Annotated in this window: 17 protein-coding genes; 16 read left to right on the forward strand and 1 reads right to left on the reverse strand. The window is 49.4% G+C overall.

Annotation, left to right across the window (positions count from 1 at the left end):
• Positions 1 to 152: 152 nt before the first annotated feature.
• The 10 genes from C558_RS0115100 to C558_RS34280 all read left to right on the forward strand — a co-directional run bounded on the left by C558_RS0115100 (position 153) and on the right by C558_RS34280 (position 10,585).
• Positions 153 to 1,334 carry a galactokinase gene (locus C558_RS0115100; RefSeq protein WP_018757126.1) on the forward strand — a complete coding sequence of 394 codons (1,182 nt, stop codon included), beginning with the start codon at positions 153 to 155 and terminating at the stop codon, positions 1,332 to 1,334.
• Between the two features lie 20 nt (positions 1,335 to 1,354).
• Positions 1,355 to 2,341, forward strand: coding sequence for a UDP-glucose 4-epimerase GalE (gene galE, locus C558_RS0115105; RefSeq protein WP_018757127.1), 987 nt, complete (start codon positions 1,355 to 1,357; stop codon positions 2,339 to 2,341).
• 4 nt (positions 2,342 to 2,345) lie between these two features.
• Positions 2,346 to 3,947 carry a UDP-glucose--hexose-1-phosphate uridylyltransferase gene (locus C558_RS0115110; protein ID WP_018757128.1) on the forward strand — a complete coding sequence of 534 codons (1,602 nt, stop codon included), beginning with the start codon at positions 2,346 to 2,348 and terminating at the stop codon, positions 3,945 to 3,947.
• On the forward strand, positions 3,944 to 4,813 hold the full coding sequence (locus tag C558_RS31080) for a hypothetical protein (RefSeq protein WP_018757129.1): 870 nt from the start codon (positions 3,944 to 3,946) through the stop codon (positions 4,811 to 4,813). Before C558_RS0115110 ends, C558_RS31080 begins: the two co-directional genes overlap by 4 nt.
• 86 nt (positions 4,814 to 4,899) lie before the next feature.
• Entirely contained in the window at positions 4,900 to 5,364 is a 465-nt protein-coding gene (locus C558_RS31085; protein ID WP_018757130.1) for a MarR family winged helix-turn-helix transcriptional regulator, read from the forward strand.
• Between the two features lie 100 nt (positions 5,365 to 5,464).
• Complete coding sequence (locus tag C558_RS0115125) at positions 5,465 to 6,757, forward strand: homocysteine synthase (protein ID WP_018757131.1); 1,293 nt, start codon at positions 5,465 to 5,467, stop codon at positions 6,755 to 6,757.
• Positions 6,758 to 6,991: 234 nt separating this feature from the next.
• Complete coding sequence (locus C558_RS0115130; protein ID WP_018757132.1) at positions 6,992 to 8,155, forward strand: iron-containing alcohol dehydrogenase; 1,164 nt, start codon at positions 6,992 to 6,994, stop codon at positions 8,153 to 8,155.
• Positions 8,156 to 8,305: 150 nt separating this feature from the next.
• Positions 8,306 to 8,824 (forward strand): NfeD family membrane protein, encoded by a 519-nt coding sequence (locus tag C558_RS0115135; RefSeq protein ID WP_018757133.1) that lies wholly within the window; start codon positions 8,306 to 8,308, stop codon positions 8,822 to 8,824.
• 15 nt (positions 8,825 to 8,839) lie between these two features.
• Positions 8,840 to 10,396, forward strand: a complete 1,557-nt coding sequence (locus tag C558_RS0115140) for a flotillin lipid rafts scaffold protein FloT (protein ID WP_018757134.1) — start codon at positions 8,840 to 8,842, stop codon at positions 10,394 to 10,396.
• A 51-nt stretch (positions 10,397 to 10,447) separates the two neighbouring features.
• Positions 10,448 to 10,585 (forward strand): hypothetical protein, encoded by a 138-nt coding sequence (locus C558_RS34280; protein WP_169445382.1) that lies wholly within the window; start codon positions 10,448 to 10,450, stop codon positions 10,583 to 10,585.
• A gap of 297 nt (positions 10,586 to 10,882) precedes the next feature.
• On the opposite strand, the gene C558_RS31090 is transcribed toward C558_RS34280, so the two are convergent.
• Positions 10,883 to 12,097 (reverse strand): MFS transporter, encoded by a 1,215-nt coding sequence (locus C558_RS31090; RefSeq protein ID WP_018757136.1) that lies wholly within the window; start codon positions 12,095 to 12,097, stop codon positions 10,883 to 10,885.
• Positions 12,098 to 12,293: 196 nt separating this feature from the next.
• Between C558_RS31090 and iolD the strand changes: the two genes are divergently transcribed.
• The 6 genes from iolD (at position 12,294) to C558_RS0115180 (ending at position 19,734) form a co-directional block, all read left to right on the forward strand.
• A complete protein-coding gene (gene iolD / locus C558_RS0115155; RefSeq protein ID WP_018757137.1) occupies positions 12,294 to 14,159 on the forward strand; it encodes a 3D-(3,5/4)-trihydroxycyclohexane-1,2-dione acylhydrolase (decyclizing) in 1,866 nt (621 codons plus the stop codon).
• A gap of 17 nt (positions 14,160 to 14,176) precedes the next feature.
• Positions 14,177 to 15,022 carry a 5-deoxy-glucuronate isomerase gene (gene iolB, locus C558_RS0115160; RefSeq protein WP_018757138.1) on the forward strand — a complete coding sequence of 282 codons (846 nt, stop codon included), beginning with the start codon at positions 14,177 to 14,179 and terminating at the stop codon, positions 15,020 to 15,022.
• Positions 14,997 to 15,998 carry a 5-dehydro-2-deoxygluconokinase gene (iolC, locus tag C558_RS0115165; RefSeq protein WP_018757139.1) on the forward strand — a complete coding sequence of 334 codons (1,002 nt, stop codon included), beginning with the start codon at positions 14,997 to 14,999 and terminating at the stop codon, positions 15,996 to 15,998. Before iolB ends, iolC begins: the two co-directional genes overlap by 26 nt.
• A 29-nt stretch (positions 15,999 to 16,027) precedes the next feature.
• Complete coding sequence (locus C558_RS0115170; protein WP_018757140.1) at positions 16,028 to 16,738, forward strand: glycerophosphodiester phosphodiesterase; 711 nt, start codon at positions 16,028 to 16,030, stop codon at positions 16,736 to 16,738.
• 266 nt (positions 16,739 to 17,004) lie between these two features.
• Entirely contained in the window at positions 17,005 to 17,940 is a 936-nt protein-coding gene (locus C558_RS0115175) for an ABC transporter permease (RefSeq protein ID WP_425413944.1), read from the forward strand.
• A gap of 45 nt (positions 17,941 to 17,985) precedes the next feature.
• On the forward strand, positions 17,986 to 19,734 hold the full coding sequence (locus C558_RS0115180) for an extracellular solute-binding protein (protein ID WP_018757142.1): 1,749 nt from the start codon (positions 17,986 to 17,988) through the stop codon (positions 19,732 to 19,734).
• The last annotated feature ends 5 nt before the right edge of the window (positions 19,735 to 19,739 follow it).

Consider the following 19,739-nt stretch of genomic DNA (forward strand, 5'->3'; position numbering starts at 1 on the left):
TTCTATCTCAAAAAGTCACATAAATCCATGTGGAAGCAACATCGTTTTATATTCAATGGCAGCATATTCCTGTATACTAAGGTTAATTCATAGATGCGCTGGATATGGCGACTATGAATCTATCCCGCGGAGAAAAGAGAAGGTGAATTCAATTGTCGAACACGTTACATGAGACATTGCAGAGCAGCTTTTTACAATATTATGGTCCGAGCGATCAAGCGATCCAGTGGTTCCATGCCCCTGGTCGCGTGAATTTGATCGGTGAGCATATTGACTACAACGGTGGGTTCGTGTTCCCGGCCGCATTACAGTTCGGAACCACATTGTGTATTCGCCCGCGTACGGATCGTAAGATCGTGATGCGATCAACGAACTTCGATGGCACAAGTGAAATCGCATTAGATGCGCTTCCAGCGTCTAAATCGAATGCGTGGACAGATTATCCGACAGGGGTCGTTGTTACGCTGCAGGAAGCTGGATATCCGATTACGAAGGGGTATGAGATGCTCTTCCACGGGGAGATTCCGAATGGCTCAGGACTTTCCTCATCGGCTTCGATTGAAGTGGTTACGATGTATGCATTATTATCGCTTGAAGGTCACAAGACGGACCGTAAAGAAATTGCGGTGTTATCACAGAAGGTGGAGAATCAATTCGTCGGCGTGAATTGCGGCATTATGGATCAATTTGCGGTTGCGAATGGACGCAAGGATCATGCGATACTGCTCAATTGTGATACGCTCGAAGAGAAGCTTGTTCCTTTCCAAGCTGGACAGTATAAGCTGGTGATCGGGAATACGAAGAAGCGCAGAGGATTGGTGGATTCCAAATATAATGAACGCCGCCAAGAATGTGATGAAGCCGTTGCAATTCTAGCACAGCATGTGCCAGGGCTGAAATTACTCTGCGAATTGTCGAGCGAAGCATTTGAGCCGATTGCTCACCATATTACGAACGAGACTGTGCGCAACCGTGCACGTCATGCAATTGAAGAGAACGATCGCGTATTGCAATCGGTGGCGTACTTAACGAACGACGATCTCGTGAATTTTGGTCTATTGATGCAAGCTTCGCATAACTCATTGCGGGATCTCTATGAAGTAAGCTGCTTTGAATTGGATGTCATGGTCGAAGAAGCATTGAAAGTGCCAGGTGTGCTAGGCGCACGGATGACGGGCGCAGGCTTCGGCGGATGTACCGTAGCGCTTGTTCATGAGGATCAAGTAGAGAAATTCATTCAACAGGTTGGCGAAGTCTACGAGCAGAAGACAGGGATCCAAGGGGAATTCTATGTGTGTGATGTAGGGAATGGCGTCGAGCAATTGATTAAATAAATAGAGGGAGTGGAGAAACGATGGCAGTATTGGTAACAGGCGGAGCAGGATATATTGGGTCACATACGGTAATGGAATTAGTCACACGCGGTGAGGACGTTGTCGTTGTCGATAATTTATATCAAGGGCATCGCGGCGCGGTACGTGGCGGGAAATTGTACGAGGGGGATATTCGCGACCGTGATTTCCTTACGCAAGTGTTCCGTGAGAATCAGATTGATGCGGTGATTCATTTTGCAGCGAATTCCTTGGTTGGCGAGAGCATGCAGAATCCGGGCAAATACTACGACAATAATGTCTACGGTACACTGTGCTTGCTCGAAACGATGAATGCGTTCGGTGTGAAAAACATCGTATTCTCCTCGACAGCAGCGACGTATGGTGAACCGGAGAAGGTACCCATTGAAGAGACGGATCGGACAGAGCCGACGAATGCGTATGGCGAGACAAAGCTTACCATGGAACGGATGATGCGTTGGTTCGATACGGCACACAGTATGAAATACGTGTCACTTCGTTATTTCAATGCAGCTGGGGCGCATGAGAGCGGCCTTATTGGCGAAGATCATCAACCGGAATCACATTTGATTCCACTGGTATTACAGACAGCGCTCAAGCAGCGTGAATTTATTGCCGTATTCGGAGAAGATTATCCAACGACTGACGGGACTTGTGTACGTGACTATGTACATGTCACAGATCTAGCGGACGCGCATATTCGCGCAGTGCAATATTTACGCGATGGCGGCGACAGTAATATCTTCAACCTTGGCAGCGGAAACGGGTTCTCCGTTCGTGAGGTCATTGAGACGGCGAAGAAGGTGACGGGGCTCGACATACCTGTGCGAATGCAAGAACGACGCGCTGGGGATCCTGCCGTATTAGTTGCTTCTTCGGCCAAAGCAAGACAAGTTCTCGGATGGAACCCAACGCGTGAACGGTTGGAGCAAATTATTGAATCCGCATGGAACTGGCACAGTCAGCATCCGAATGGCTACGGGGAGTAAGATCATGATGACGCAGACGGAGAACCATGTACAATCGGAGCAGGCCTTAGTCGCGATTGAGCGTCTTGTTCAGTTCGCAGCGCATAAGAAGATGATTGCTGCGGAGGATGTGAACTACGTACGCAATGTACTGCTGGATCTGTTTCAATTTCATGCTCCTTACATGGGCGAATGGAGTGCAGATGAGGTCCCTGCGGATGAACCGCATGCGCTCCTCGCACAGTTAATCGATTACGGTTTTACAATTGGGCTCATGCCAGAACGGAATACGACCTACGCTGATCTACTCGACGCGAAAATCATGGGGCTCCTGATGCCAAGACCTTCGGAAGTGGTGCGGAATTTCCGCGATACGGCGAAGAAGCAAGGTGTGGAGGACGCGACGACGGACTTCTACAATTTATGTATTGATTCGAATTATATTCAGATGGAACGGATTCGCAAGAACAGCTATTGGCGACATCCTTCGGACTATGGCGATATCGAAATGACGATTAATCTATCCAAGCCGGAGAAGAATCCGCAAGAGATCGCGATGGCGCTTAAAGCCGCCCCTTCGCATTATCCGAAATGTCTATTATGCGCGGAGAATGTGGGGTACGCAGGTCGATTGAATCATCCAGCACGCCAGAATTTACGGGTTATTCCCGTCGAACTGACGCAAGAGCCGTGGTTCTTCCAGTACTCTCCATACGTGTACTATAATGAACATTGTATCGTGTTCCACAGCGAACATGTCCCGATGAAGTTAACGCATGAGACGTTCGCACGTCTGGTTGATTTTGTGGATCAATTCCCGCATTACTTCGTGGGAACGAATGCAGACCTGCCGATTGTTGGTGGCTCGATTCTGACACATGATCATTTCCAAGGCGGACGGCATACATTCCCGATTGAGCTATCTTCACTTGAGACGAGATTCTCGCATGATGCACATCCTGCGGTTCAGATTCATCGCGTGAAATGGCCAATGTCCGTGCTTCGTCTAACGAGCAAGAAGCGGGAAGCGTTATTATGCGTGGCCAATGAAGTCTACGATGCGTGGAGGTCCTATAGTGACGAGGATGCGAATGTAATCGCATATAGTGAACGTGACGGACAGCTTGTCCCTCACAACACGGTAACACCGATTGTTCGCTATAATGCGAAGGGTGAATACGAGATGGATCTGGTGCTTCGGAACAATCGGACAGACGCGGATCATCCGGAAGGCATCTACCATCCACATCGTCATTTGCATCATATTAAAAAAGAAAATATCGGACTTATCGAAGTGATGGGTGTCGCGATTCTACCAGGCCGTCTGAAATCACAGCTTGAGCAGATTGCGCAGATTCTGAGCGGAGAATTGCCTTGGACGCATGAGCGTGCTGAGGACCGCTATGCTAGCATTGCTGAGCATATTCCGTGGGTGGAACAGCTCCGTGCTACACATGGCCAGCTGTTGTCGAAGGACGAAGCTATGCGTATTGTTGAACAGGAAGTTGGCGACAAATTCGTTGAAATTCTATCGTGTGCGGGTGTGTATAAACGAACGGAGCAGGGCATTACAGCATTTAATCGCTTCGTTCACAGTATGGGTTGGAAGGAGACTCCAGAAGTATGAGTACAATGCAATATCAACAAGTTGATCATGAGGTATGGGGACCATGTCTAGAAATTGTGAACGAAGATGTTCAGCTCCTCGTGACCTTGAATTATGGCCCTCGTATTATTCATTGCAGTCTTGTAGATGGCAAGAACCTGTTCTTTGAAGATCCGAATAACAAATACCATGAAGAGAATGGGTTTCGCTTGTGCGGCGGTCACCGTTTCTGGCTGAGTCCAGAGATTTATCCGGATACGTATGAACCTGCCCTATCGCCAGTAGAATGGAAGCAGACCGAAGCGGGCCTCGTCTTTACATCGGGTGTCGATGATGTGACTTCGACGCAGAAGGAGATTGTCATTTCCTTCATCGATCGCCGTGTTCATGTCAGACATCGTGTGACGAATGTGGGAGAGAAGGCTATCGAGCATGCGGCATGGGCATTATCGATGATGGCACCGGGGGGAACGGCATTGGTGCCGCAGCCGGATAGTTATGCCGATCTGCTGCCGAACCGTAGGCTGATTGTGTGGCCATATACAGATATGTCCGATCCTCGTGTTCATTGGGGCAAAGACGTCATTACGGTTGCACAACGCAGCAATACGGTACCATTCAAGTTCGGGATGAATCAAGTGAAACAGTGGGCTGCATATTACAATGACGGTGTATTGTTCCAGAAAACATTCGAGCATCGCGAAGGAGCAAACTACCCGGATTTCGGCTGTTCTTTTGAATTGTATACAAATGAAGATTTCTTGGAACTTGAGTCCCTTGGGCCGCTTGTAACGATCCACCCGAACGAGTCGATCCAGCATGATGAATGGTGGACGATCAAACGCAGTGACAGTATTGTAGATAGTCTGAAACAACTGCCTTTCTGAGCCTAGCTCAGAAAGGTTTTTCTTTCTTTGAACTGGAAATTATCTTATAATAGGAGAATTGTCATTACCGTAGTAGGGGGATCAACGTGGAGTCGTCCAATCATTTCGAAGAATCGAATAAACAACAAGAAGAACGTGAAGTATTATTACATCAATTGCATGACATGATGGAGGTTATTCTGCAGAAGAATTCACCAGACCGCCATTACCTTCGGGATGTGGAGCACCTGGGCGCGGGATCCATGTATGTATTAAATGCCTTGTATCAGAAAGGGGTATGCCGTGCTTCGGATATTGCGCATAGCCTTGAAATCACATCCGGTGCTGTAACAGGGCTGACAGACAAGCTGCTCTATATGGGACTGATTCATCGGGAGCGATCCGAGGAAGATCGGCGCGTCGTACTCCTGTCCTTGAGTGATCAAGGCCGCGAGACGTATATGCGATTACGCAATGCGCGTTCCGAGCGATTGAAGGCTGCTTTTTCTCATGTAGGAACGGATGAAATTGAGTGTTTGCATCAAATCTTATCCAAAATTAAAAATCAATAAACAGTAAATTATAGAGGAAAGTCTTTCCAAGCCTGCAGAACTATGCGAGAATAAGGGGAGTAATACCCATAAATCCTATAGATGCAGGGAGGAATTAAATATGTCTCAAGAACGTCCTTTTGATTTAGAAACACTTGCTATTCATGCCGGTCAAGAAATTGATCCAACAACATTATCACGTGCAGTTCCACTCTATCAGACAACTTCCTATGCTTTTCGCGACACCGATCATGCTGCGAACTTATTCGCACTGAAGGAATTCGGCAACATCTATACGAGATTAATGAATCCGACGACCGATGTGTTCGAGAAGCGTGTTGCAGCACTGGAAGGCGGTCCAGCTGCGCTCGCGGCGGCATCGGGTCAAGCTGCGATTACTCTCGCGATTCTGAATATCGCAGGCTCTGGCGATGAGATCGTATCTGCTTCAACGTTATATGGTGGGACTTATAATCTCTTCTCAACGACACTCGCTAAGCTTGGCATCAAGGTGCATTTTGTGGATTCGAGCAATCCGGAGAATTTCCGCGCAGCCATTACACCGAACACGAAGGCGCTCTATGCGGAGACGATCGGGAATCCGAAAGGCGATGTACTAGACATTGCGGCGGTAGCAGCGATTGCGCATGAGCACGGTATTCCGTTAATTGTCGACAATACGTTCCCAAGCCCGTACTTGCTTCGTCCATTGGAGCACGGGGCAGACATCGTCGTTCATTCTGCGACCAAATTCATTGGCGGTCATGGAACATCGATTGGCGGCGTCATCGTCGACGGCGGGAAATTCGATTGGAAAGCAAGCGGGAAGTTCCCAGGCTTAACAGAACCGGATCCAAGCTACCATGGTGTGGTGTATACCGATGCAGTAGGTCCGATTGCATATATAATCAAAGCACGCGTGCAATTGCTTCGGGATATGGGTGCCACATTGTCGCCATTTAACGCATTTATGCTGCTGCAAGGGTTGGAGACCCTTCATCTGCGGATGGAGCGCCATAGTTCGAATGCGTTGCAGGTAGCACAGTTCCTAGAAGCACATGATGCCGTCGAGTGGGTGAACTATGCAGGACTACCAAGCCATTCCTCCTATGAGCTTGCTCAGAAGTATCTGCCGAAGGGTCAAGGCGCGATCATGACCTTTGGCATCAAGGGTGGCTTGGAGGCTGGACGTAAGCTGATCAATAACGTGAAGCTGTTCTCGCACCTTGCGAATGTTGGCGATTCGAAATCATTGGTTATCCATCCAGCGAGCACAACGCATCAACAGCTCAGCGAAGATGAGCAAATTTCCGCAGGGGTTCATCCAGGCATGATTCGGGTGTCCATAGGTACGGAATCGATTCAAGATATTTTGCATGACTTGGGGCAAGCTATTGCTGCAAGCCAAGCGTAATGATTAGAGAAGGGGCCGTAAGGCTCCTTTTTCTGTAACCACAATAGAATTTATAAGTTTCGCTGTAAACGAAACACCCACATTCTATTTGGCGATAAAAACAACTTCTAAACGCGGTCGCTCATCTTTGAAAGTACTTCGATCGGAGTTTTTCTCATTAGAAGTAGAACGGGATACAGTGGTATACTAGGGAAGGCGAGAGTAATCGCATTTAATCGCATGAGGAGGATACGTATGCAACCCTTTCAATTTCATAATCCAACAAGACTGATATTTGGTGAAGGCCAAATTCAGATGCTCACACAGGAAATTCCGAAGTATGGTTCGCGTGTATTGCTGCTCTATGGCGGAGGCAGTATCAAACGAAATGGCCTCTATGAGCAGGTATTGCTGCAATTAGAAGCCGTTAGTGCCTATGTCGTTGAACTCGGTGGAGTCGAACCGAATCCACGGCTGTCTACGGTACATAAAGGCGTTGAGATGTGCAAAAAAGAACAGATTGACTTAATTCTGGCTGTTGGCGGGGGGAGTGTCATTGACTGTGCGAAAGCCATTGCGGTTGGCGCAAAGTATGACGGCGATGCATGGGATTTCATGACCCACCAGGCTGTTCCGCAAGATGCGCTTCCGCTGGGTACGGTGTTGACGATTGCAGCGACAGGCTCCGAGATGAATGGGGGTTCCGTAATCACGAATTGGGAGACGCAGGAGAAGCTTGGTTGGGGCACCCCGCTCGTCAATCCGAAGTTCTCGATTCTGGATCCGAACTATACGAAGTCATTGCCTCGTGACCAGACGATTTATGGCATGGTCGATATGATGTCGCATGTGTGCGAGCACTACTTCCATCACGAGCCGAACACACTGCTGCAGGATGGCTTCTGCGAGGCGCTGCTGCGTACGGTCATGGAGACGGCGCCGAAGCTGCTCGAAGATTTGCAGAGCTATGAGCATCGTTCAACGATTCTCTACTGCGGAACGATGGCACTCAATGGCGTGCTCAACATGGGATATAACGGCGACTGGGCAACGCATAACATCGAGCATGCGGTATCGGCCGTATATGATATTCCGCACGGCGGCGGACTTGCGATTCTGTTCCCGAACTGGATGAAGCATGTGCTGGATGAGAATGTAGGACGCGTCAAACAGATGGCAGTGAATGTATTTGGTATTGATTCATCAGGCAAAAGCGACCGCGATGTCGCACTCGAAGGGATTGAGGCGCTTCGCAGCTTCTGGAATTCGATTGACGCGCCTAGCCGGTTAGCAGATTATAATATCGATGATTCCAAGCTTGAAGCCATGGCAGATAAAGCGATGAGATTTGGTCCATTTGGCAACTTCAAGAAGCTCAATCGTGAGGATGTGCTCGCGATTTATCGCGCATCATTGTAAGCTGGAATGGTATAATATATATCAAAAGAAGGAAGCGTAGTATGCGGGATTGTCCCTGCTGTTTACGCTTTTTTCTCATTTTTTGAAACAATTTCCCAATATTTGCGTAATACATATATATCATATCTAATAGGATGAAGGAGGTGTGAAATGGTCGCATTTTATTGGGGCTGTCTAGCATTTGGCGCTTTATTTGCACTCATAAGTGTTGTCTTGGGGGACATTCTTAGCAGTGCGTTCGATGGCATGCTCGACTTTTTATCGATTGATTTCTTACAGCCGATGGTTATTGCTACGGTGGTGACGACACTTGGCGGCGCGGGAATTCTTCTCACGAAATATTCGCCGTTTACGACGCTGGTAAGTCTAGGCATGGCCGTCATCATTGCATTATTGTTAGCGGTCGCTGTGTATTTCGCGTATGTGAAGCCGATGCAGAACAGTGAGAATTCGACGGGCTTTTCGATCCAAGAGTTGCAAGGTAAAATCGGTCAGGTCACGGTCGCCATTCCTTCTATCGGATTTGGTGAAGTGTTAGTACGGATCGGAGCAGGACATACGAATCAGATTGCAGCGAGCTTCGATGCAGTGAACATCGCGGATGGAAGCCAAGTTGTTGTGGTGGAGATTCGTGAAGGCGTAGCCTATGTATCCCCAATAACCCTCTAAGATAGGAGAGATTGTATGTCAGAAATTCCAGATTTCCTCATCATTCCAGGTATTGTGATTGCCGTCATTATTGTTCTTGGTCTAGCCTTTTGGGCGCGTTACAAAACGGTAGGTCCTGATAAAGCCATGATCGTTACGGGTTCTTTTCTAGGTGGCGGGTCAACGATTTCAACGGATGACTCGGGTCGCAAAATAAAGATTATTCGCGGCGGCGGGGCATTTATTTGGCCGATTTTCCAACAGTCACAATACATATCATTACTCTCGCATAAACTCGATGTCTCGACGCCGGAAGTCTATACAGAGCAAGGGGTTCCAGTTATTGCGGACGGCGTTGCGATTATTAAAGTCGGCGGTGCGGTTGAAGATGTTGCGACTGCAGCAGAGCAGTTCATTGGCAAGCCGATTGAGGCGTTGAAAGGCGAAGCGCAAGAGGTGCTTGAAGGCCATTTGCGTGCAATCCTTGGTTCGATGACGGTGGAAGAAGTATATCGAAATCGCGATAAATTCGCACAAGAGGTGCAAGGCGTTGCAGCGCGTGATTTAAAAAAGATGGGTCTGCAGATCGTCTCATTCACCATCAAGGATGTTCGCGATAAGCAAGGTTATCTGGATGCACTCGGGAAGCCGAGAATTGCAGCGGTGAAGCGGGATGCGGAGATCGCGGAAGCGGAAGCGGTGCGGGATGCGCGGATTCAGAAAGCAAAGGCAGAAGAAGAAGGACAGAAAGCCGAACTCATTCGTGATACAAATATTGCGGAAGCCGGGAAAGCAAAAGAGCTCAAAGTGGCATCCTTTAAGAAGGAGCAAGATACAGCGAAGGCGGAAGCGGATCAAGCGTACCAGATCCAAGAAGCGAAAGCCAAGCAGCTCATGGTTGAGGAGCAGATGAAAGTCGAGCTCGTACGTAAGGATCGGGAGATCGATCTTCAAGAGAAGGAAATCTTAGTGCGTCAGAAGCAATATGATGCGGAAGTGAAGAAGAAAGCCGATGCGGATAAATACGCAGTTGAACAAGCGGCGGAAGCCGATAAGTCGCGTAAGATGCGGGAAGCAGAAGCATTGCAATATTCCATCGAAGCGCAAGCAAAGGCAAACGCCGAGCAGAAGCGTCTTGAAGGGATGGCGATTGCGGACGCGGAACGTGCGAAAGGTACTGCCGATGCGGAAGTCATTCGACTTCGCGGTCTAGCGGAAGCCGAAGCGAAAGAGAAACTGGCTGAAGCATTCCAGAAATTCGGTGAGGCAGCGGTCCTCGATATTATCGTGAAAATGCTCCCAGAGCTTGCTGGTAAAATCGCAGAGCCGATCTCATCGATCGAGAAGTTGACGGTTGTAGATACGGGGAATGGTGCCGGCGCTGCGCGCGTCAGCAATTATGTAACCCAACTGATGGCGACAGCGCCAGAAATGTTGAAGAGCGTATCAGGTATCGACGTCGAATCGCTGATCAAAGGGATGACAGCAAAAGTGGGTCAGCGTAACGAGACGGGCGAAATCGCTGCAACGTCATCGGTACCGTCTGCTCTAGCTGCGCTGGTCGCCGAACAGAAGCCAAAGGCTCAAGAATAGGATGAGTAATTCTTGGATGAATTGACATCCTATGGTGAGGAGGTGATTTCCTTGCCACATAACAAATCGCAGAAAATCAACGATCAGCACAACAAGTCGCGTTTGAAAGAAGAGGCCGTGACTTCAAGTACTGAAAAGGCGTCCCGTCGTCCTCCAAGCTTGAATAACATATCCAAGCAGGACTCCTAAATGAACAAAGCCATCTCCAGCTGATGCGGAGATGGCTTTGTTTTGTTTCGGTGTGGGTGGAGGTCTAGCATCGTGTTGGTTCGAGCGAGCCATGGTCCGCGTTCCGTCTAACGAATCGTAAAATGCTTATTGATGCGAAAATGCAGTGAATTTTGAGCTAACGAACCGTAGTCACGCTATTGGTATCAAAATGAGCGGAAAAGGGCGGTTTGTGGCCGAATAGCGTTTGTGAGGTTCGTTAGAAAAAATAATCGCGACATTTGGGCAAATAAGGATTGCTGGGTTCGTTCACGCCCGCTAATCCCCCAGACGCTTCTGTCCTTCCTTCATATTCCAAGCGAGCACGGTGCAGATGAGCAAAATCGCGACCATCAGATAGACGGCAGAGAGCCAGGATTCGCTGTCCCCCTTGACCCATTGCATCGCTGCGATGACGAGTACACCACCTAGATTGCCTGCGAGCATCATCAGTCCTGTCGCTTCACCGGCATGCTTCTCGCCGGCGATTTCTTCGGTCAAGGAGAGCAGCAAGGCATACCCCGGAAGGAACATAAAACCTAGTAAACCACTGAAGAGCAGCAAGGCACCCATATTCCCTGTTGTACATAATGGGTAGGTGAGCAGTAACGCTACGGTACAACAGAGGATGAGGAATGGCTTACGTCGACGATAACGATCCGAGATGGCAGGAATGATCGCGGCACCCAACATACCGAAGATAATGAGCATGCCGCCGACGAGCCCGGCTTGTTCAGCGTTCACCCCATAGGGCTTCAAGATCGGTTCGAGCCAGGAGGTGATGCCGTTGAAGAAGCCGAGCGCAAAGAAGGCGATGATGCAGATGAGAAGCAATTGCCGATTGCGAAGCAAGGGGAGGAGTTCTTTCCATCGCACGGAAGGCTCCGCTTGCTGTTGATTGCCTTGGGGATTAGGATACGCAACAAGCCAGAAGAATAGGGTAGCAAGCACAGTAAGCCCAGCGAAAATAATCATGGTGACTTGCAGATTCGTTGCTGCCACGAAGATGGGCGTGGTTGCTAGCGCGAGGGCCATCCCTGCGAACATGCCTACGGTGCCCAGCCCCGTTGCCATCGCTTGTCGATCACGTGGGAACCAATCTGCGACCAGTTTGGTAATGCCATTCATGACATAGGGCTGACCGATCGCAATACCGACATGACCAATGACGAGGAAGATGAAGTGCTGATCGAAGATCCGAACACTAGCGAAAATGGACATTAACAATCCGCCAATACCTACCCCGAATCGATAGCCTCGTCGATCGATGACGATTCCCGCATGTACGGATAGGAGAACATAGACGAGCGGGAACACCATTAACAGTAAGTTCATGCTTTTTTCGGATACATGATAACGTTCCTCCAGCGTCGTGATGAGCGGCGCGAAGTTCAGCCAGAGCATTTGGCTTATGCCTGCTAGCAGCGTGAAGCTGAGCAAGACCGTCCAACGATTGGTAAAGGCGCTCACGCCCTGATGTTCCTCTCGAGGCAAGAAGCATTCCCCCCTCAATTCCGAGATAGATTATCGCACATCCCTTTATACGCACGATTATATTAATTTTCTTAAAGGCTTATTCCTCACGCTACCCAAAGATTCTCTCATAGCATGCTAGAATCCGGCATATAAGATGGGAGCGGGTTGTTTCATACCAGCGTAGCTCGATCATAGAACGAGAGGGTGAAATGAAATGGGTGTGCTTCGATTAACGATGGCACAGGCGTTGCTGAAGTTTCTTGATCAACAGTACGTAGAGCGTGACGGGAAGGAAACGAAATTTGTAAAAGGCGTCATGGGCATCTTCGGACACGGCAATGTGCTTGGGATCGGCGAGGCGTTGGAGCGGGATCCGGGAAATTTGCAATTCATTCAAGGGAAAAATGAGCAAGGCATGACGCATGCCGCTGTCGCATATGCGAAGCAGAAAAATCGACTCGAAATATTCGCGTGCACGTCATCCATTGGACCGGGCGCCTTGAACATGGTGACAGCCGCTGCGACAGCGACGGTGAATCGAATCCCGGTCCTGCTGCTGCCGGGGGATATCTTTGCATGTCGACAACCGGATCCTGTGCTGCAGCAGATTGAACATCCGATGAATTATACGATATCGGCGAATGATGCGTTTAAGCCTGTGAGCAAATATTGGGATCGAATCACTCGGCCCGAGCAATTGATGAGCTCGATGATGCAGGCGATGTGCGTGTTGACGGACCCTGCGGAGACAGGGGCGGTGACGATCTGCTTGCCTCAAGATGTACAGACGGAAGCCTATGATTATCCGGAGCATTTTTTCGCGAAAAGAGTCCATTCGATTGATCGGATGCCACTAAGTAAGTCGGCATGTGAAAGAGCCGTTCAATTACTCGCGCGAAAAAAGACGCCGTTGCTGATCGCAGGCGGCGGTGTACACTATTCCCTTGCCTATGAGCCGCTTCTTCAATTTGCTGATGCATTTGGCATCCCCATAGCCGAGACTCAAGCGGGTAAAAGTGCCGTACCTTGGCATCATCCACTCTATATGGGTGGCATAGGAACGACAGGTTCGCTCGCAGCCAATCAACTAGCGAAGGAGGCAGATGCGATCATTTGTGTCGGAACACGGTTAGGGGATTTTGCAACGGCATCGAAGTCAGCTTTCCTTCATCCGGAAGTGGATTTCATCCATATCAATATAAACAACTTCGACGCGGGGAAGATGAATGGCGTCAAACTGGTTGCCGATGCAGCAGAAGCCTTAAAGGAACTAACGGATGTACTCCTAGCGAGAGGGTATAAATCGTCTTATGATGCTGCGGAGCTTGCAGCGAAGAAGGCAGAATGGAACCGAGAAGTGGATCGACTGTATGCAGTGGAGCTAGAACACGGCTTGTCGCAGACGCGCGTCCTTGGTGAAATCAATCGGTTCATGGACGGCCATGAAGTCATTGTGGCGGCGGCAGGCAGTCTACCGGGGGATCTTCATCGGCTGTGGCGCTCCGAACGTCCGAAATCCTACCATATGGAGTACGGATTCTCTTGTATGGGGTATGAAGTTGCAGGTGCGTTTGGGGTCAAATTAGCCGAGCCGGATCATGAAGTGTATGCGCTTATCGGGGACGGCAGTTATTTGATGCTTCATTCCGAGCTGGTTACGAGCCTGCAGGAGGGTGTGAAGGTGAATGTTATTTTGCTAGACAATCATGGGTTTCAATGTATTCACAATTTACAGAAGGATCACGGCAGCGATGGGTTCGGCAATGAATTCAGATATCGCAGTCGGGAAACGAGCGGTCTGACAGGGGATTACGTTGCGATCGATTATGCGTCGCATGCGAGAAGTATGGGTGTAGCTGCATACACCGTGACGAGCATTGAACAATTAAGAGATGCCCTTCATCAAGCGAAGCAAGAGAAGGGTTCAACGTTGATCGCCGTTCAAGTGCTGCCGGGGACGAATTCAGGTGGGTATGAATCGTGGTGGAGAGTGGATGTACCGGAAGTCTCGACGAGTGATCAGGTCCAGCGTGCCTACCAGCGGATGCATGAGAAGACGAGTCGGGCGTTAAACATCTAAGGAGAGGAGCGATTACATTGTCGAATCTACTTATACGAGGCAAGCAGCCGGACGCAGCGGGGAACACCCTGACAATAACACCACAATCTGCGGGTTGGAAGTATGTGGGATTTCAAGTCTTTAAGCTGCGACCCGGCCAATGCTTAAGCCAAGAAACAGGAGCGAACGAGATCTGTGTTGTGTTGCTGAGCGGAATTGCCAATGTATCCACGCAGCATGAGCGTTACAACCAGATTGGCCGCCGCATGAGCGTGTTCGAGCAGACGCCGCCTTTTTCCGTGTACGTGCCTGCACGAGACGAAATTCAGGTTGAAGCAATGACGGAACTCGAAATCGCCATATGCGCAGCACCTGCTGAAGGCCGATGGGAAGCGCGATTGATTACGCCGGATCAGGTAGGCGTTGAACAACGAGGATACGGCGCGATGGAGCGAACGATCCACAACATCCTGCCGGAACGGGAAGAAGCCGAGCGGCTGCTCGTCGTCGAAGTGTTCACGCCGGCCGGGCACTGGTCCAGCTATCCGCCGCATAAGCATGATCAGGATGATCTGCCGCGAGAATCGCTGCTGGAGGAGACGTACTATTACAAAATTGCACCTGTAGAAGGGTTTGCCATGCAGCGCGTATATACCGACGACTTGTCGCTTGATGAGACGATCGTCGTTCACGACGGCGATGCGGTCATGGTCCCGCACGGGTATCATCCCGTCTCAGCGCCGCCGGGATATGGCGTATATTACTTGAACGTAATGGCTGGACCGATGCGCACATGGAAGTTCCACAATGATCCGAAGCATGAATGGTTATTGAGACCGGGGAAGGAGGCACCTGCGCATGAGTCTAATCCCGTTTCAGAATAATCGACCACTCGATTTGATCGGGTTAGGAAGATTGTGTATCGACTTGAATGCAAACGAAATTCATCGCCCGTTGGAGGAGACCGTCACCTTCACGAAATACGTAGGCGGCTCACCAGCCAACATCACGATTGCGATGGCACGTCTCGGAATGAACACTGGATTTATCGGCAAAGTCGCGAATGATGCACATGGGCGTTTTATTGTCGATTACTTGCAGAAGACGCATATCAATACGGACGGCATTCGTGTGGATCAGACGGGTAGCGTGACAGGTCTTGCTTTTACGGAGATCAAATCGCCTACAGATTGCAGCATTCTGATGTATCGTGACAATGTGGCCGACCTGAAGCTGACGCCATCCGAAGTGAGTGAAGACTATATTCGCCAAGCAAAAGCCTTACTAATCTCGGGGACCGCCCTTGCGCAGAGCCCTTCCCGTGAAGCCGTGTTCAAAGCGCTCACGCTGGCGCACAAACACCAAGTCGCTATCATCTTCGATATCGATTATCGCCCATATACGTGGACATCCAAGGAGGAGACGGGGATCTACTACAGGCTTGTCGCAGAGAAATCGGATGTTATTATCGGCGGCAGAGAAGAATTTGACTTGATCGAAGCGTTGGATGGCCCGCTGCGTCATGACGACGATGCGACAGCGCGCCAGTGGTTCCATCATCGCGCTCGTGTGGTTGTCGTCAAACGGGGTGGAGACGGCTCGATCGCTTTTACCGCGCAAGGGGAACGCTCCGAAGGTCACGTATTCCCTGCCCAGGTGGTCAAGACGTTCGGAGCGGGGGATTCCTTTGCGGGTGCTTTTATTTATGGCCTGATGCAAGGGTGGAGCTTAAGCCGATGTCAGCAATTCGGCAGCGCTGCCGCATCGATTGTGGTGTCCAGCCATAGCTGCTCGGACGCGATGCCTACGGTAGAACAGATTCAAGCACGAATCGATCGCTATATCCAGCAAGGGTTGTAGGACAGCCCGTTTCCAAGGAGGTCAGACGCATGCATCAATCGCAATTTTGGGTTGCAGCGCATACGGGTTCGGGCAATGCCCCGGACAACACGATGGACTCATTCCTCGAAGGAGTAAACAGCGGAGCTGATATGGTCGAGATCGATGTCCGATCGACAAAGGATGGCGTTGCAATCCTGCTTCATGATGATTCACCGCTGCTTCAGTTATATACTTACAAGCAGCTGAACGCTCGGGAGATGCGCACTCAGCTCGATCCCCTCTATGCACACCATGACATTGTGCGTCTTGATACAATTTTACAGATTGCGATGAAGCACCAAATGAAGCTAAATCTGGATATGAAAGACCACCGTAGCAATGAACCCGCGTTGGCCGCGATTCAGATGACGCAAGCCGCAGAATGCGTCTTTTTCACGGGATGCACAGAGGGACTTGTGGGTCTTCAGGCAGGACTTCAGGTGATGATGAATACGCCTGATGCATTGACGGATCAAGATGAGGGGGACTACGAGGCATTTGCTGATGCAATCTGTGCGCAGGCACGAAAGGAAGGATACGTCGGACTCAATATGGATTACCGGACCTGCCGTCAGGAGATTGTGGATCGTGCTCACGCGAGCGGTTTGGTGGTATGGGTGTATACCGTGAACGAACCGGCATGGATGGCGAAGTGTATATCGATGGACGTGGATGCGATCACAACGAGAAATGTAAGGACGCTGATACAGCTAAAATGAAGGCGCTTTAAAAATTTTTCGAAAAATATGGTATCGATACCATACAGATTGAATATGGCTTAATAAGCAGGTTATTTTACCCGCAATGGAATTTATTGTTATCTTCACAAAGAATTAAGTCGTACATGACGTTGCGTTAACACTTCATCGATATAATGATCATCAAACCGCAATGGAAGGGAGATGAGCCGTACGCTTAAGATTGGACGAATTGTATAGAACCCACTAACTCATAAGAAGGTGATTGATCATTCATGACAACACATGTGAACCCGACGGTGAACACTTCGAAGAGATCCAAACACTGGAGAAATATTCTACTACATAAATACTTATACCTCATGCTGCTGCCTTGCCTCGTATTTTTTATTATTTTTTCCTACATTCCTATGACTGGCATCATTCTGGCATTCAAAGAATACAAGTTCAACGCGGGGATCCTCGGGAGTCCTTGGGCGGGTTTCAAATATTTCGAACGGTTCTTCAATGACTATCAGAGTGGCATGCTCATCAAGAACACCCTCATCATCTCCTGCATGAAGCTCTTCATCGGCCTGCCGTTTCCCATCCTTCTCGCCCTCATGTTCAACGAAGTGAAGAACCGCTACTTCCGCAATATCGCACAGAGCATATCCTATCTGCCTCATTTCTTATCCTGGGTCGTCGTCATCGGATTAACGCAGCGCCTCTTGGCACCCGATAACGGTTTACTGAATCAGATCGTCGGCTTCTTCGGTGGAGATAGCAGCGTCTTCTACATGATGGAATCGAGTTATTTCTACCAAATCATGTTCGGGAGCCATATCTGGAAATCGATCGGCTGGGACTCCATCATATATCTGGCAGCGATTGCAGGTGTGAATCAGGATATGTACGAAGCGGCGAGGATGGATGGAGCCAGCAGGACCCGAGAAATTTGGCATATTACACTTCCTTCGATTCAACCAACCATTCTCATTCTGTTTATTCTATCACTCGGAAGTATCTTATCTGCAGGGTTCGATCAGCTGTATCTCCTGCGAACACCCGGGAACATGCAATTAGCCGAGATTCTCGATACGTACGTCATTCGGGTCGGACTTCAAGGCGGTCAATATGGGTATGCGACAGCTGTCGGTCTCATGCAAGGGGTGATTGGATTAATACTCGTCGTCGCAGCAAATCGGATTTCTAAGAAGGTATCAGAGACTTCATTATGGTAGCGATTCCAGAGGAATGACTAAACCAATGAAAAGAGGGATGATGAAATGCTTAGAAAGAACACGTGGGTTCGACTGCTTGCGATTCCGCTTATCTTGACGCTGTTCCTCGCGGGTTGTACGGGGAATGACAACGGCACGGACACCAAGACGGCGCAGCCTGAAGGCAACAAGGCGAATCAAGGGACGGACAAAGGATCGGCGGACAGCGGCAAACCTGCAACATGGATCGCGGATCGGAAAGTGAAAGGGCTTGTCTTTATGGGGACGGATGATTACACCGGGGATATGAACGCGGAGATCAAAGCAAAATTGAAAGAACTCACAGGAATCGACCTAGAAGTTGAAATTATGGTCGCAGATCATTCCATTGACGGGCTCATCGCAGGGCTAGCATCGAACGATTTGCCGGACTTCATCACCTTTTATCTGAATAACAGCGGTCGTCCGGAGATGCCTGTTATTCTGAAAGCAGCAAGGGAAGAAATGTTCACGGATCTTGCCCCATTGATGAAAGAAACGAAGGTGTACAGCAAATATTTGGAGGATGGCTACTTGCCGCTGGATACGAAATATGGCGTCATGTTCCGCCCAGAATTCAATGGTTCTACTTACTTCATCCACATGAATGTGGCACGCCAAGGCGGCTATGCGACGTGGAAAGCTGCTGGTGGCCCTTACATTCGCAAAGATATCGCCGATGCACTGAAAGTCGATCCTCGCACGATCAATACCACGGAGAAGCTATATGAGCTTGCGAAGAAAGTCAAAGCAGGCAACTTCAAAGACAATAACGGAAAAGATGTCGTACCGATCGGACCTAGTTACTGGGGTGGTCAAGAGATCGGCGTCCTCTTCAATGATCTGGAATGGGGCAGTGACGATCAGCGGATTAAGAAGGACTCGTCCGGCAACATTTTGCATGAAAGTCAGACTGAATATGCATTGAAAAAAGTAGAGTACATTCAAAAGCTGCTTAAAGAAAAGCTCATCCATCCAGAATTCTTCACCATGGACGAAAGCCGCGCGACAGAGGGCGCACTGAACGGCACATGGGGCATCATCGGAAATGCGCACAACTATCAAGAATTCAACCGCGATATGCATTACTTGCCGCTAGGCCCGATTGATTATGTGGATCGTCCCTATCAGATGCAAGTGGATTTCAAATCGGGTTCTTCCGGGTGGGCCATCCCAGCGACAACGAAGAACCCGGAAGATATTATGAAGCTGGCAGATTTCCTGGCTAGTCGTGAAGGCAAGCTGCTGTGGCAGTATGGATTGGAAGGCAGAGACTATACGCTGGATGCGAAGGGCAACCCACTCGCGAAGAAGGAAGTCATTGACCTCAAAGTAAGTAATCCGGAAGAAGCCAAGAAGCTTGGGTTCGCAGGCGTAGGCAATTCCTGGGGCGCTCTGCTCGGCGGTACCGATATTGACCGGATGGCGGACTTTGGCGAGATGGAGTATGGGGACGCTGTCGCGCCGGAACTCAACGCGGGTGCACTCAAGATTGCCGAATACTGGGGCTGGGAAGAGAAACACAAAAACGCCAAGATGGTGGACGGATATACCCCATTATCCTTTATTAGTGAATTTGAGCATGGAACGGAATTAAAAGCAGCACTTAAGAATTATGATGACAGTCTCATTCGGGCGTACTATGCGAAGAACACGGACGAAGCGAAGAAAATTCTCGATTCTGCCTCTAAACAACTGGAAGCGACCGGATTACAGCAATTCCTGGAACTGCTCAAGACGAAAGATGCTGATCCAAAGACGCATGTGAAGTTCTAGTCCAA

The sequence above is a fragment of the Paenibacillus terrigena DSM 21567 genome, from assembly GCF_000374845.1.
Taxonomy (GTDB): Bacteria; Bacillota; Bacilli; order Paenibacillales; family Paenibacillaceae; genus Paenibacillus_K; species Paenibacillus_K terrigena.